General features: G+C 44.3%; 21 protein-coding genes. All 21 read left to right on the forward strand.

The genetic code is table 11. From position 1 onward, the window contains the following. The first annotated feature begins 16 nt into the window (after nt 1–16). Nucleotides 17–1,855, forward strand: coding sequence for a diol dehydratase reactivase subunit alpha (locus tag ACSYSK_RS00525; RefSeq protein ID WP_491715018.1), 1,839 nt, complete (start codon nt 17–19; stop codon nt 1,853–1,855). Further along, nucleotides 1,839–2,192 carry a glycerol dehydratase reactivase beta/small subunit family protein gene (locus ACSYSK_RS00530; RefSeq protein ID WP_491715825.1) on the forward strand — a complete coding sequence of 118 codons (354 nt, stop codon included), beginning with the start codon at nt 1,839–1,841 and terminating at the stop codon, nt 2,190–2,192. The genes ACSYSK_RS00525 and ACSYSK_RS00530 overlap by 17 nt, the downstream gene beginning before the upstream one ends. A 14-nt stretch (nt 2,193–2,206) precedes the next feature. Beyond that, nucleotides 2,207–2,644, forward strand: a complete 438-nt coding sequence (locus ACSYSK_RS00535) for a BMC domain-containing protein (protein WP_491715019.1) — start codon at nt 2,207–2,209, stop codon at nt 2,642–2,644. A gap of 17 nt (nt 2,645–2,661) precedes the next feature. Further along, the gene (locus ACSYSK_RS00540; RefSeq protein WP_491715020.1) at nt 2,662–2,937 is read left to right on the forward strand and encodes a BMC domain-containing protein; all 276 of its coding nucleotides are present in this window, start codon (nt 2,662–2,664) and stop codon (nt 2,935–2,937) included. Nucleotides 2,938–2,959: 22 nt separating this feature from the next. Then, entirely contained in the window at nt 2,960–3,619 is a 660-nt protein-coding gene (gene pduL / locus ACSYSK_RS00545; protein ID WP_491715021.1) for a phosphate propanoyltransferase, read from the forward strand. A gap of 17 nt (nt 3,620–3,636) precedes the next feature. Then, entirely contained in the window at nt 3,637–4,140 is a 504-nt protein-coding gene (gene pduM / locus ACSYSK_RS00550; protein ID WP_491715022.1) for a PduM family microcompartment protein, read from the forward strand. Beyond that, nucleotides 4,122–4,391 carry a EutN/CcmL family microcompartment protein gene (locus ACSYSK_RS00555; RefSeq protein ID WP_491715023.1) on the forward strand — a complete coding sequence of 90 codons (270 nt, stop codon included), beginning with the start codon at nt 4,122–4,124 and terminating at the stop codon, nt 4,389–4,391. Before pduM ends, ACSYSK_RS00555 begins: the two co-directional genes overlap by 19 nt. A 15-nt stretch (nt 4,392–4,406) precedes the next feature. Continuing rightward, nucleotides 4,407–4,982 (forward strand): cob(I)yrinic acid a,c-diamide adenosyltransferase, encoded by a 576-nt coding sequence (locus ACSYSK_RS00560; RefSeq protein ID WP_491715024.1) that lies wholly within the window; start codon nt 4,407–4,409, stop codon nt 4,980–4,982. 4 nt (nt 4,983–4,986) lie between these two features. After that, the gene (locus tag ACSYSK_RS00565) at nt 4,987–5,454 is read left to right on the forward strand and encodes a GlcG/HbpS family heme-binding protein (RefSeq protein WP_491715025.1); all 468 of its coding nucleotides are present in this window, start codon (nt 4,987–4,989) and stop codon (nt 5,452–5,454) included. A gap of 1 nt (nt 5,455) precedes the next feature. After that, nucleotides 5,456–6,895 (forward strand): aldehyde dehydrogenase family protein, encoded by a 1,440-nt coding sequence (locus ACSYSK_RS00570; protein ID WP_491715026.1) that lies wholly within the window; start codon nt 5,456–5,458, stop codon nt 6,893–6,895. Between the two features lies 1 nt (nt 6,896). Further along, nucleotides 6,897–8,018 (forward strand): 1-propanol dehydrogenase PduQ, encoded by a 1,122-nt coding sequence (locus ACSYSK_RS00575; protein ID WP_491715027.1) that lies wholly within the window; start codon nt 6,897–6,899, stop codon nt 8,016–8,018. Between the two features lie 39 nt (nt 8,019–8,057). Then, the gene (locus tag ACSYSK_RS00580) at nt 8,058–9,233 is read left to right on the forward strand and encodes an acetate/propionate family kinase (RefSeq protein WP_491715028.1); all 1,176 of its coding nucleotides are present in this window, start codon (nt 8,058–8,060) and stop codon (nt 9,231–9,233) included. Between the two features lie 11 nt (nt 9,234–9,244). Continuing rightward, on the forward strand, nt 9,245–9,589 hold the full coding sequence (locus ACSYSK_RS00585) for a BMC domain-containing protein (RefSeq protein WP_491715029.1): 345 nt from the start codon (nt 9,245–9,247) through the stop codon (nt 9,587–9,589). A 43-nt stretch (nt 9,590–9,632) separates the two neighbouring features. Further along, nucleotides 9,633–10,385, forward strand: a complete 753-nt coding sequence (locus ACSYSK_RS00590) for a tyrosine-protein phosphatase (protein ID WP_491715030.1) — start codon at nt 9,633–9,635, stop codon at nt 10,383–10,385. 90 nt (nt 10,386–10,475) lie between these two features. Then, entirely contained in the window at nt 10,476–10,817 is a 342-nt protein-coding gene (locus tag ACSYSK_RS00595) for a DUF4430 domain-containing protein (protein ID WP_491715826.1), read from the forward strand. Between the two features lie 30 nt (nt 10,818–10,847). Beyond that, entirely contained in the window at nt 10,848–11,294 is a 447-nt protein-coding gene (locus ACSYSK_RS00600) for a EutP/PduV family microcompartment system protein (protein ID WP_491715031.1), read from the forward strand. A gap of 71 nt (nt 11,295–11,365) precedes the next feature. Next, complete coding sequence (gene cobS / locus ACSYSK_RS00605; protein ID WP_491715032.1) at nt 11,366–12,130, forward strand: adenosylcobinamide-GDP ribazoletransferase; 765 nt, start codon at nt 11,366–11,368, stop codon at nt 12,128–12,130. Continuing rightward, nucleotides 12,130–12,699 carry a histidine phosphatase family protein gene (locus ACSYSK_RS00610; protein ID WP_491715033.1) on the forward strand — a complete coding sequence of 190 codons (570 nt, stop codon included), beginning with the start codon at nt 12,130–12,132 and terminating at the stop codon, nt 12,697–12,699. The genes cobS and ACSYSK_RS00610 overlap by 1 nt, the downstream gene beginning before the upstream one ends. 33 nt (nt 12,700–12,732) lie before the next feature. After that, complete coding sequence (locus tag ACSYSK_RS00615) at nt 12,733–13,224, forward strand: ECF transporter S component (RefSeq protein ID WP_491715034.1); 492 nt, start codon at nt 12,733–12,735, stop codon at nt 13,222–13,224. Between the two features lie 261 nt (nt 13,225–13,485). Next, on the forward strand, nt 13,486–13,971 hold the full coding sequence (locus ACSYSK_RS00620) for a hypothetical protein (RefSeq protein ID WP_491715035.1): 486 nt from the start codon (nt 13,486–13,488) through the stop codon (nt 13,969–13,971). Between the two features lie 22 nt (nt 13,972–13,993). Beyond that, nucleotides 13,994–14,533: an ECF transporter S component gene (locus ACSYSK_RS00625; RefSeq protein WP_491715036.1), complete on the forward strand. Its 540-nt coding sequence runs from the start codon at nt 13,994–13,996 to the stop codon at nt 14,531–14,533. Nucleotides 14,534–14,573: the final 40 nt, after the last annotated feature.

The following is a 14,573-nucleotide window of genomic DNA, read 5'->3' on the forward strand; positions in this document are numbered from 1 at the left end:
TAGTGAGGGAATTTAGATGGCAAAAGTAATTAGTGTAGACATCGGAAATTCGTCAACGGAAGTAGCTTTGGCTAATATTACTGCTGATACTCAACCCGAATTCATTGGGTCCGGGATTGCCGCAACTACGGGCATCAAAGGTACCAAGAAGAACTTAGTAGGGATCAAAGATGCTATCAGACAGGTTTTGCAAAAAACAGGATACGAGATCACGGATATTGATTTGATCCGGATCAACGAAGCAACACCCGTGATCGGCGATGTTGCGATGGAAACTATTACTGAGACCGTGATTACGGAATCCACGATGATCGGGCATAACCCCGAGACTCCCGGAGGAAAAGGAATCGGTACCGGGATCACCGTTGATTTGTTGCAGTTGATGGAACAGACGGATAAAACGCGGGAATATATAGTGATCGCTGCTAAGGAAATCGATTTTGCGGATATAGCTCAGTTGATAAACGCCTATACTGCGGCGGGCTATCAGATCACTGCCGCTATCTTACAGGGTGATGATGGTGTTTTAGTCAATAACCGTTTGAATCATTCGATCCCGATCGTTGATGAAGTTGGTTATATTGAAAAAGTTCCCCGCAACATGTTAGCAGCCGTCGAAGTTGCGGCTCAAGGTCAAGTTGTTTCGCAGTTATCCAATCCTTACGGGATCGCGACGTTATTTAACTTGAGTTCAGCAGATACTAAAAAAATAGTGCCGATCTCAAGGGCGTTGATCGGCAACCGTTCCGCGGTCATTATCCGGACTCCTAAAGGAGACGTCAAAGAAAAAACTATTCCTGCGGGTTCTTTGATCATCGAAGGAGATAGCGAAACTAAAAAAATCGGGATCGGTGCTGGTGCACAGGCCATTATGAAGACAGTTAATTCTTTGAAAAAAATCAATAACATTTCCGGGGAACCGGGGACTAACGTTGGTGGGATGTTGGAAAATGTGCGTCAGACGATGGCTAATTTAACCGATAAGACCAACAAAGAGATTGCGATCACGGATATTTTGGCGGTCGATACTTCCGTTCCCATCAAGGTGCGTGGTGGTTTAGCCGGTGAATATTCGATGGAACAAGCGGTCGGGATCGCGGCCATGGTCAAATCCGACCATTTACAAATGCAACAAGTGGCGGATCTGATCCAAGACGAACTTAATGTTCCCGTGGAAATCGGCGGTGCTGAAGCTGAGTCGGCAATTTTAGGGGCGTTAACGACGCCAGGAACGGAAAAACCGATCGCTATCTTGGATCTAGGAGCGGGTTCTACCGATGCGTCTATTATTAACAAGCAAGATGAAAAAGTTGCGATCCATTTGGCGGGTGCCGGTGACATGGTCACGATGATTATCAACACGGAACTGGGATTAGACGATCTATTTTTAGCGGAAGATATTAAAAAATATCCGCTAGCTAAAGTTGAAAATCTGTTTCAGCTAAGACACGAAGACGGCTCAGTTCAATTTTTCGAAGATCCGTTGCCTTCCGAACTTTTTGCTCGGGTCGTAGTGATCACGGAAAATGGTTACGAGCCGATCCCCGGTAAGTTAAACGTAGAAAAAATCCGGACTATTCGGCGGAGTGCCAAAAAACGGGTTTTTGTGACTAACGCAATGCGTGCCTTGTCTATCGTGAGTCCTACTGGAAATATTAGGGATATTCCCTTTGTTGTGATCGTTGGTGGTTCGGCGCTGGACTTTGAAATTCCCCAATTGGTGACAGATGAGTTGTCTCACTACAATTTAGTAGCGGGAAGAGGAAACATCCGTGGAAGTGAAGGGCCTCGTAATGCGGTTGCAACGGGCTTGATACTGTCGTGTGATAAAGGACGTGGTGATCTTGGCAACTAATAGATTTGCGCGGCCAACGGTATTGATCTACCTGGAACAAAAACAAGAAGAGCTCCCTGACGACTTAAAGCCGCTGTTATACGGAATAGAAGAAGAGCAGATCCCCTATGAGGTCAAAAAAAGTGATATTCCAGAAACGGTTGCGCGCGCGTATTCGGCTGCTGTAGCTTCGCGGCTATCCGTTGGGATCTCTTTTGATAAGTCTCGAATCGTGACTCATTTCAAAAATTTAGCGCCTGATCAACCGCTATTTGTCACTGACAGGCATTCAGACCAAGTGAGAAATGTGGGCGTTAACGCCGCTAGGTTGGTTAAAAGGATCCCTTTTAAACTATAAAGGAGTGTTTGAACATGTCAGCAATTGGGTATATTGAGGTTGTAGGGTTACCGACTGCAATCGTCGTTTGCGATAAAATGCTCAAAACTGCTGCCGTTACCCTTAAAAGCATCGAAAATACCAAGGGTGGCGGGTATATTACCGTTGTAATTCAAGGCGACGTTTCGGCTGTAGAAGCAGCGATTGCTGCCGGAAAAAATGAAACGACCGCAGTTAAGGTAGTCAGCGCGGTGGTGATCGCTAATCCCGGCGAGGGTGTAGCGGACTTAGACCAAAATGATATTTTTACGACAGAAGTAAAGCCCGCCTCAGCCCCAGTTAAACAAGAACCAAAAGACGAAGTTACAATTGAGACTAAAAAAGCACCGGCGCCTAAAAAGGCCCCAGCGCCCAAAAAGGTACCGGAAAGTAAAAAAGCAGTAGCACCTAAAAATAAAAAGAAGAAAAAATAAAAATGGAGGAATTTGTTATGAATAATGCACTTGGAATGATCGAAACTAGAGGTTTGGTAGCTTCTATTGAAGCAGCTGATGCGATGGTCAAGGCCGCTAACGTGGTAATGATCGGGCAAGAAAAAATTGGTAGTGGCTTAGTAACAGTAATGGTCCGCGGAGATGTCGGTGCCGTTAAGGCTTCTGTTGAAGCTGGAGTTCAAGCTGGAGAAAATGTCGGTGAGGTCGTTTCATCTTACGTAATTCCACGTCCACATGCCGAAGTAGAAAACATTTTACCAACTATTAAATAATTGAGGAGTTGGGATTTTTATTATGGAATTAACTGAAGAAAACCTACGGCTAATAATTCGTCAAGTTGTTAAAGAAGTTGCCGGTAGCAACACGGGACTGCGGGACCCTAATCGGATCCCCATCGGCATTTCTAACCATCACATTCACTTAACGCAAGCAGATTTTGACAAGCTGTTTCCGGGACAAAAGTTGGAGCGATTTAAGGACCTCAGTCAGCCAGGAGAATTTGCTGGTGAACAAACCTGTGATGTCATCGGACCCAGTGGTGAATTGAAAAATGTGCGGATCTTGGGGCCGTTTCGGACGCATTCGCAGATCGAGATTTCGCACACGGACACTTATATTTTAGGAGTTAATCCCCCGATTAGGTTGTCTGGAAATTTAGCTGGCACACCGAGCGTTAAGTTGAGATCTCCTTTTGCTGAGATCGAAGTTCAAGGCGTGATCATTGCTAAACGGCATATTCACATGAGCCTACAAGACGCGCAACGTTTTAATTTGAAAAAAGGCGACGTTTTAGCGGTTGAAATCAACGCACCGGAAAGAAAGACCATCTATGACGATGTGATCGCTCGTCCGGGCGACAGATTTGCTTTGGAGTTGCATTTGGATACCGATGAAGCTAGTGCGGCAAACGTTGGTCCGAAGACAACTGCTAAAATTCTTTTTAAGAAAAAGTAAAAGGAGTTGGCTGCTAAATGGATCACTTAATTACAGCAGTTTTACAAAAAATTCAAGAGCGGCACAATTGCAGCCAAACTTTTATTTTTAGTGCAGAAAAGCCGGCGCCGACTACTAAAGAGTTTGTTGATGCAGATCATATTATTTTGCAGGGGGTAACTCCTAACTTACTTGTGCGGTTGTATCGCGGAGAGCTTGATTTTAGCTGGGTCTCATGGATCTTAACGGGAATTGGTTATGATGTTGCTTTTACGTTGCGGATCAATCACCAAGCTGTGAATTTCATTCCGGTGACGATGTTGTTAGACTGGCCAATTTCGTTTGAACTAAATGATGGAGCTAAAGTGACGGCAATTCCCACTAAAATCATTGGCAAAAATGAAGTGGCTCCACTTATTGCTGGCTCGCTACTTTTGACCACGGTGAAGCAAAAAGTGACTGCGGAAGCGCAATTAATGATCCAGCAAAAAAATATTAGTAAAAAAGTTAGGACTGATCGTGATTGTATATGGCAAAAGTAATGGGAAGTGTAGTCGCTACTCAAAAAGACAAGTCATTAGTCGGACGTAAACTAATGATCGTGCAACCTGTTGATACCGACGGCAATAAAACTAGAAGCGAAGAAGTTGCTGTCGATACGGTCGGTGCGGGAGTTGGCGAGTATATCTTGCTGGTCCGCGGTGCGGGGGCTAGAAGAGCAACAGGTTCCGCTAGCCAAAATGATGTGACCGATTGCGCGATCGTAGGTATTATTGATAGTTTTGATATGTAGAAAGTTGGGTTTCAAATGGCTATCTATACAAAAGGTGGAGACAAAGGAACGACCAGTCTTTATGACGGTCGGCGGGTGGCTAAAAATTCGTTACGTGTTGATACTTACGGCACTTTTGACGAATTAAATGCCAATATCAGTTTAGCCGTTCAATTTTGTCAGGTATCACAAAATATCCAGTTTTTACAGCGAATACAGCGCAAAATGTTCTTATTACAAGGCGAGATCGCTACCGAAAATTTTGCTAATTTTAAAAAACATAGTGATGTCATTCAAAATGCCGATATTTTATTTATGGAAAAAGTGATCGATGACTATACTCAGCAGTTGCCACCGCTTAAAAGTTTTATCCTGCCAGGAGCTTCTAAGGCAGGGGCACAGTTACACGTTTGTCGGACTGTTTGCCGGCGGGCCGAAAGAAAATTGACGGGTTTGATGAAGACTGCTGAGTTTCGTCCGGAAATTGAGCAATACGTTAATCGGTTATCGGATTTTCTCTATATTTTAGCCCGTGCGGAAGACTATGCTTTTCATGAACAACAAATCGTTGCAGAAGTCGTAAAAAGATACCGAAAACGTGTAGGAAGGTAGAAGGATGGAAAAGCAAGTAGAACATGTTGCTGTTGAATTAGCACAGCAATTAAAGGAAAACATTTTTGCGGGAGATAAACTGATTCGGGTAGTAAATGCTGCTATTTCCAAGGCTGAAGAATTAAAGGTGCCAGTTTCTTTATGTATTGTTGATCAGGCAGGTGCGGTCCAACTATTTTATCACATGCCAAATGCGCTTTTAGCCAGTTCGCAGCTGGCAAAAAAGAAGGCCTGGTCGGCGGTAGCGATGAAGATGCCCACCAAAGATTTGAGCAATTTAGTTCAACCGCACGAGCAATTTTATCAGTTGGAAAGTATGTTAGACGGCCAACTGGTATCTTTTGCAGGCGGGATCCCGGTGAATATTGGCACGCAGATCGTGGGTGCCATTGGGATCAGCGGCGGAACAGTTATAGAAGATCAAAAAATTTGTGAGGCCGCTGTTGCGGAGTTTTTAAAGGAGAATGTTTAAGATGGAAGTAGCAAACTTAGAAGAAGAAATACGAAAAATTTTAAGTAGTGAACTTAAAAAACAAGAAGGGGGAACTGCTACTAGCCACGAACAAGTCGATGGCTTAGGCAACGGGATCTTTCATACCGTTGATGAAGCGATAGCAGCCGCTAAACAGGCCCAAGAAATTTACGTTGATCAACCATTAGCACAGCGAAAAAAAGTAGTCCAAGCTATTCGCGATGAATTTGGTCCCCAAGTAGAAAAAATCGCGCAGGCTACCAAGGATGAAACGGGCATGGGCACGGTCGCTGCTAAGGTCATTAAGATCAAAAATGCCTTAGAAAACACCCCGGGAGTCGAGACTTTAAAACCGGAAGTGACTACCGATGATGGCGGGATGACGATGTATGAATATACTCCGTACGGCGTGATCGGTGCGGTAGGTCCAAGTACTAACCCAGCCGAAACGGTGATCAATAATTCGATCATGATGCTTTCCGCGGGTAATACGCTCTTCTTTGGGGCTCACCCGGGTGCTAAAAAAATCACTAGGTGGATGATCGAACACTTGAATAAAGCCGTTTTTGCCGCAACGGGTTTAAAAAATTTGGTAGTCTCGTTGGACGTTCCTTCGATCGAATCGGTACAACAGGTGATGAAACACCCAGACGTCGCAATGCTAGCCGTAACAGGTGGACCAGCCGTCGTGCACCAGGCACTGATCAGTGGTAAAAAAGCCGTTGGTGCCGGGGCAGGTAATCCTCCGGCAATGGTCGACGCAACTGCTGATATTGATTTAGCCGCACATAACATTATCACCTCGTGTGCGTTTGATAATAACATTTTGTGTACTGCAGAAAAAGAAGTAATAGTGGAATCATCCGTTAAAGATGAACTCATCCAAAAAATGCAAAACGAAGGAGCATTTTTACTGACGGATGAGGCTAAGATCAAACAGATCGCAGCGATGACGATCCAAGATAACGGGACCCCGGACCGCAAGTTTGTGGGTAAGGATGCTACTTATATCCTTGATCAGGCTGGAGTAGCCTATAGCGGCGATCCAACTGTGATCATTATGGAAGCTAAAAAAGATGATCCGTTAGTAACAACCGAAATGTTAATGCCGATTTTGCCGATCGTAGAATGTGCTAACTTCGAGCGGGTCTTAGCAACCGCTCTAGAAGTTGAAGGCGGTTTACACCACACTGCCTCTATCCATTCCGAAAATGTTAAACACATTAACCAGGCAGCTCACCGGATGAATACCTCCATTTTTGTAGCTAATGGTCCTACTTTTGCCGCAACCGGTGTGGGCGATAACGGTTATTACACCGATGCCGCTGCATTTACAATTGCTACTCCGACAGGCGAGGGGACTACTACCACGAAGACGTTTACCAGACGGCGGAGATTTACCTGTCCCGAAGGTTTTGCTTTAAAGAAATGGGAGGATTAATATGGATGAAATTAAGATCCCTACTAAAATTTACTCGGGGAGCGATTCGTTAGCCTATCTGAAAAAATTTGAGCAGGAGAAAATCATGTTAGTTTGTGATTCTTTCCTACCTAATAGTGAGGCTTTGAAATCTATTACCACACAAATTGCCAGTTCGAATTCGTTGCTGATCTTTGCTGACGTGCAGCCGGATCCGCCTTTGACTAAAGTCAGTCTAGGAGTTGAAAAGTTCGTCAGCTTTTTACCGAGTGTTTTAGTAGCAGTCGGTGGGGGATCTGCGATTGACACGGGAAAACTGATCCGCTTTTTCGGAGAGAAGATTGCCCATGCTCAGTTGAGCGAATTTGTAGCGATCCCGACTACCAGCGGGACTGGTTCGGAAGTGACGAGTTTTGCTGTTTTGTCTGATAAAGAGCGGGGGACTAAGGTTCCTATCGTTGATGATCAGATCACGCCTAACGTTGCTTTACTCGACCCGGAACTGGTGTTGACGGCTCCTAAAAGTGTCACGGCTTTTTCTGGAATGGACGTTTTGACTCATTCGCTGGAGGCATTAGTTTCTAGCGATGCCAATACGATTACGGATGCGCTGGCGGAAAAAGGTGTAGACGTGATCACTAACAATTTAGTTTCGTGTTATCAGGATGGTACTGATCTGGAAGTACGCAAAACGGTTCATGAAGCTTCATGTGCCGCAGGGATCTCGTTTACCAATGCGGGCTTGGGCTTTTGCCATGCACTAGCTCATCAACTGGGAGCTAATTTTCACGTGCCCCATGGTTTGGCTTGCGGAATGTGTTTGCCTTTCGTTGTCGAATATAACGCACAACACTGTCAGGTGGCACTGCATAAATATGCTGCAGCTGCGGTAAAAGCGCGGATCGCCAGTCCAGGGTTGACCGATAAACTAGCTGTCAAAAGATTAATTGAAAAAATTAAACGGATGATGTTGCAGATGAATTGTCCCCGGAGTTTGAAGAGTTTTGGTGTTTCTGCCAATCAGGCGCTAGCAAAAGCAGATGTTGTCATTGCTGCTGCTAAAAAGGACAGTACGTTTGCCACTACTCCAGTTCCTCCTACAGATGACGAGCTATTAAGTATTTATCGTCAAGTCGTAGGTTAAAATAAGTATGGTAGAGCAGGTACAGGGAAGGAAAATGATATGACCAAAATTTTGGCTATTAATGCTGGAAGTTCATCTTTGAAGTTTAAACTATATGAGATGCCTGCTGAAAATATTTTAGTGAGTGGCAATGTTGATCGTTTGGGCCAAGAAGGCTGTACTTTTTCGTATGATTATCAGGGTGTTCACAAAAGCGCGCAAAAAATTACCGATTATGTCCAAGGTGTCCAAAAAATTATTGAAACCTTGTTAGCGACTCACGTGATCACTGATCCGCAAGAAATTGTGGGAGTAGGTCACCGGGTGGCTCATGGTGGTAATTACTACCATAGTTCCGTCGTTGTTGATGACGACGTCAAAAAAAGGATCGCGGAACTCACGGACGTCTCACCTCTGCATAATCCGGCGAATTTGAAGGGGATCGAAGCCTGTCAAAAAATTCTGCCAACTGCTACTCAGGTGGCAGTTTTTGACACTTCTTTTCACAGTACGTTGCCGCCACAAAATTACATGTATGCCTTGCCGTATCAATACTACCAAAAATACGGGATCCGTAAATATGGGTTTCACGGTCAGTCGCATCAGTTTATTTATAGTGCTGTTTTACAAAAATACGGGCACAGTGCGGCTGGCAGGGTGATTTCTTGTCACTTAGGTAACGGAGCTAGTATTTGCGCGATCAAAGACGGGCATTCTGTGAATACTTCGATGGGATTCAGTCCGGCTGCCGGTTTGGTGATGGGCACTCGTCCGGGGGACGTGGATCCAAATGTCTTATCTTTTATTATGGAAAAAGAAGGTTTGAGTGCCGCGCAGTTACGAGAACAGATCAACAATAAATCGGGTTTATTAGGACTATCGACCATTTCTAACGACGTCCGGGATCTGTTACAGGCACAAGAGCACAATGACCGAGCTAAATTAGCTTTGGCGGTATATGTTCAGCGGATCAAGTCGTACATTGGCAGTTATTTCGTAGATCTAGGTGGCTTAGATACCTTAGTTTTTACGGCCGGTGTGGGTGAAAACTCGGCGCCGATCAGAAAGAGGATCTGCGCGGGCTTAGAATGTCTGGGAATTAAGATCGATCAGGCTAAAAATGAAGCAAATGCCACAGAGATTTCGGCGGCTGATAGTCGGGTAAAAGTGCTGGTGATCCCAACCAACGAAGAATTGATCATAGCAAGGCAAACTGCTACTTTAGTTGATAAGTAAGGTGAAAAAAGATGAGCAGAAATGTGCAACGCTCTATTCAAGAGTACGTTCCGGGTAAACAGGTGACGCTAGCCCATATTATTGCGAACCCGACGGAAGATATTTATGAAAAATTAGGAATTCAAGTGCACAAAAATGCCTTGGGGATTTTAACTATCACTCCTAGCGAAACTTCAATCATTGCTGGTGATATTGCGACTAAAGCTAGTAACGTCCAGTTAGGCTTTATCGACCGTTTCAGCGGTTCCGTCGTGATCGTGGGCGAGGTGTCAGAGGTTCAATCTGCATTACAAGCGGTTGTTGACAAATTAAGGGATATGCTCGATTTCGATGTTACTCATATCACTAAGACCTGATAGGTGGTGAGTTATCATAGCAAGGATAATACAAATCGATGGGGTGTTAAACGTCCGTGATCTGGGCGAAATTACTACTGCTACCGGGGAAAAAGTTAAAAAACAGTGTTTATTTCGCTCTGGTGATTTGGCAGACCTGACTGCTACGGGGGCGCAGCAATTGCTAGAGCAACACGTTACCTGTGTGATCGATCTGCGTTCACAAGCGGAAGTCATACAACGACCCGATAAGATTCCAGCACAAATCAAATATATTCAGTTACCCTTATTTGATGACGATGAGACTGAAAGTCAAATCAGTATCGACCAATTAAATCGGTACTACGCGCAATCTCCCGTTAGTGGTTATCGCCGGATGCTGTATATTTACCGCCGGTTGGTGATTAACGAGCAACCCAGGGCAGGCTACTTACGTTTTTTTAGGATATTATTACAAAACCAGCAGCAGGGCATTTTGTTTCACTGTTCAGCAGGAAAAGACCGCACTGGATTGTGTTCGTTGCTTTTGTTAGGAGCATTGGGGGTTACCGATGAAATGATCAGGCAGGACTATTTGCTAAGTAACTCACTAATTTTTTCCCGCTTGACCAAGCGGCTCCAAGAAGCGCAGGCAAAACACATGAATCATAATTTTTTACGTTCGTTAACCGCATTATCAACGGTAAATGTTGATTACATCGACGAATCGTTGACGATCATTAACGGGTTTTTTGGTGGGGTCACTAATTATTTGCTAAATTTTGTGAATTTGTCAGCAAAAGACCTTGACAGGTTGAAAGCGAATTATTTAGAATAAATTAATAAATGTAAATGTGTTAGGAGAATTTGAGTGATTAAAAAATGGAATAAGAAGTTAGTCGTTTTACTGGCCTTTGTGGGGACGTTGATGTTGGTGACAGTAGGGTGCTCGCAGGGGAATAAAACCACTAAAAGTGTGCCAACTATCAAAGTTACATATCAAATCAAGGAAGATCATAAGACCTTGGCTACTAAAAAGATCACCGTTCCGCAAAAAAAGGCTAAGGTCGTTACTGGGCTGAAAAAAGCCTGGCAGGTAAAAATGCATAAGGGAATGGTAACTGAGATCGATGGTCACGCACAAGACGCCAATGCCAATAAGTATTGGATGTATACGGTAAACGGCAAGCAAGCTAAAAAAGGTGTTACCGAACAACCGGTTAAAAATAAGGATAAAGTCGTCTTTAGTTTGAATGTCCTAGGAAATTAATACTTTACTAAGGCGGAGAAGGTTAATTTAATGATGAAACGAGTGATGCTGATTGGCGCCGTTGGTTGTGGTAAAACGACACTGATCCAAAAAATCCATCACCTTGCTCTTGATTATAATAAAACTCAGGCGGTTGAATTTTACGATAATGCAATTGACACGCCGGGGGAATTTTTGGAACACAGGCAGTATTCTTCGTTGATGACCACTGCGATCGATTCTAGGTGTATTTTGTTTTTACAAAGTGCATTAGAAAAACGTCAAACTTTTCCACCGGGTTTTGCGACGATGTTTCCCACGGGAGCGGCCAAAATTGGGGTAATTACCAAAATCGATAGCTCCGTTAAAACGCAAAATGATTATGCGCGGCGGTGTTTAGTAGATTCTGGTGTCGCTCAGATTTTAGAGGTATCCGCTTATTCGGGGCAGGGAATGGACGCGTTAGAAAAATTGTTTTTGTCGCTAAACGAAGATTAATTTTGCTCAAGCATTAGTGAAACCGATTACTTAACGGCGGCTGAAGACTACTTAAATGGGGGGGACTAGTTTTGTTCTTTATTAAATGTATGATCGTGAATTTTCAATTTTTTACGCGGATCCCGCTCCCCGTTGAAATTGATGATTTTATCTACTACCTAAAGCACGGAAGTAAAGTACTGCCCCTTTTTGGCTTGTTGGTTGGTGCGTTAGAGGGAGTCGTTTTTGTAGTAGGCTCCCTTCTTTTTACTAAACTGTTAGGCTTTATTCTAGCCTTATTTGCCGACGTGACTTTGACGGGAGCGATGCATCAAGACGGACTGGCGGACACTTCCGATGGGTTGTTTTCGTCGAGAAAACCGGAACGAATGCTAGAGATCATGAAGGACAGTCGGTTAGGTACGATGGGTGTGCTCGCTTTGCTCTTTTATTATTTGTTGACGATGGGGATCTTCTTTAGTTATCCGGGAATGTTTACCAAGTTAAATGGTTTTATCTTGATCATGTTGATGAATATGGTAGGAAAAAGCAACATGACGCTGACTTTTTACCACTTACAATACCGGGGAGCTAATAAAAATGGCCTGGGAAACGCGTGGTCAGACACGCCGACGCCCGATATTGCCATCGCCCAAATCATTGCGTTGATCCTGTTGACTATTTTTTATAGTTGGAAGGGCATGATAGTTTATGTGTTAGGTGTGGGACTCATGATTTTATACCGCTACTTTGTGTATCATAAAGTTAATGGTTTTAGTGGTGATTCTTTTGGCGCTAGTGCGATGCTGAGTAACGTCGTCTTTTTACTAGCCACCTGTGCATTGGAGTCGATTTGATGAAAATTTATTTTATCCGCCACGGTGAAACTGATTATAACAGACAAAGAAAGTTTTACGGGACCACGGATGTGCCGATCAATGAAACGGGAAGACAGCAATGTTTACTCGTTAAGGAAAAAATGCAGCAAGTGCCAGTCGCCCGGGTTTACACGAGCACTTGTATTCGTACGTGCCAGTCGGCTAAAATTATTTTTCCTGGCCATGAATTAATTGCGTGCAGCTTTTTAAATGAGTGGGGCTTTGGCAAGTGGGAAGGGTTAGATGCCGATGAAATTCAAGCCGCTTTTCCCCTTGAATGGCAGCGGTGGTTAGATGATCCTTTGGGTTATACGCCGCCGGGAGCTCAACCATTTCAGCAGTTTGCTGCCAACGTTATTCGGCACTTTGAAACGACGGTGCTCGGTTCCAGCGACGTGGCGGTCGTAGCTCATTTGGGGGTGATTCGGATTATTTTGCGCCATATTTATCCGCAAAGTGATTTTTGGGATATTAATATCAAACAGGGAAATTATACGTGCCTTTCTTACGTTGACCATACGTTTAGTAAGGTCGCCTGGGACCAGTAATTACATAGTTAAAAGCAACTCAATGGAGGGATTATGATGAAAAGAACTAGAAAATTGATCATGCTGGCATTGTTGATGGCTTTGTGTGTAGTCGGTGCGAATGTGAAAATTTTAGGTTCGATTGCATTCGATTCTTTTCCTGCATTTGCGGGCGCAGCGCTGTTAGGACCCTTAGCCGGTGCCGTTTTAGGATTTTTTGGGCACATGATCTCGGCGTTGCTAGCGGGTTTTCCCCAAACCTTGCCGATCCATTTGATCATCGGGGTATTCATGGCAGTTTGTATGGCTGTTTACGGCTATTTACATAATCTTTTTGAAAATCATAAGGTCTTAAGCGCAGTGTTAGCCGATATTGCTGGTTATCTGATCAACGTGCCGATCGAATCGATTTGTTTGTACCCGATTTTGGGCAAGGCGATTTGGGCTTTATTTATTCCGCTCACGGTAGCGACGATTGCTAATATCGCGCTTGCCGAAGTCGTTTTGTTGGCGATCCCGGCTAAGTATAAGAAAATATTGCGGTGATGAAAGAAGTGAGCAGTCATTTTTAGTAAAAGTTTTAGGGATTTATCGCTGATTGAATTAGCGCCACAACAGTGGCTGGTAGTCGCGTGTGATTCGAGTGCGGCGATCGGTGCTAAAAAATATGACCAGGTAGTTGATCGCCCCGAGTTAACTGCTAAATATTGTTTACGCGTACCTCTGCTTGAATTATTTTGCTTTGGGGCGCAGCCATTTAGTGCGGTAGATCTAATTGGCAATGAATACGAGCCAACGGGTAAAATTATGCTGGCGGGGATCAAGGAAGAATTACAGGCGGCCGAATTGTCGGACATAATTTTAAACGGCAGTACCGAAGAAAATATGACTACCGACGTTACTAATATCGGGGTGACGGTGATCGGCATGCTTGCGGGAGAGTTAACTTTGCCCACCGTACAAAAAGGTGCGGTGTTATTTCAGTTAGGTAGACCATTGGTAGGCGATGAAGTCGTGCAACAAAGTGCGACGATTTTTTCTTACCCGGTAGTTAAGGAACTGCGCCGGCAGCCAGAAGTGTTGGATATGCTTCCTGTGGGCTCAAAGGGGATCGGCTATGAAGCTAACTTGATGGCCGCGTTAAACCAGCTGAAAATTGAGTTAACGGATGTGCCGGACGTCAACAAATCTGCTGGCCCGGCAACCGTTGTGTTAGTGGCGGTGACCGCGCAGGGGGCGGCTGAATTTGGTAGTCGTTACCCGCAACTCAAGAGAATTGGCGTTTTTAAGTAGTCAATATACTGCAAATAAAACAATGACAAAAAACAAGCAAACTCACAGTCAAATCTTTTCCACCGCCGAAATTGCTTACCTAGCGATGACGGTCGCTGCGTGCGTAGTAGGAAGAATATTATTTCAATTTATCCCTAATTTTCAACCGATGACGGCCATTTTTTTGATCATCACCATGCAACTGGGCGTCGTGCGCGGGCTACTCGTGAACGTGTTAGCGCTGCTGGTCACTAATATGTACATGGGGATGGGGTCATGGACCATTACACAGATCGCGGCTTTTGGCGTGGTGATTTTACTGGAAGGAATACTGGCGCGTTTTTCTTACTTTCGGCGACATAAGGTCTTGCAGGTGGGTTACAGCGCGGTGGCCGGCTTTCTTTACGGTTGGGTGATCTCGTTTCTTTCGTACCTAATTTTTGGAATGAAAACTTTCTGGCCGTATTATCTGGCGGGAGTTCCTTATGATGCATTGCATGCCCTAGGCAATGGTATTTTTTACCTAGTACTGGAGCCAATTTTGCGGCGGATACTGCAGCGCTTGCGCAGAAAAAAAGGTTAGCGATAATAGTTAAATATATAAAAATGGAACTGGGACAAAA

It is taken from the genome of Ligilactobacillus sp. ESL1201 (genome assembly GCF_058503265.1).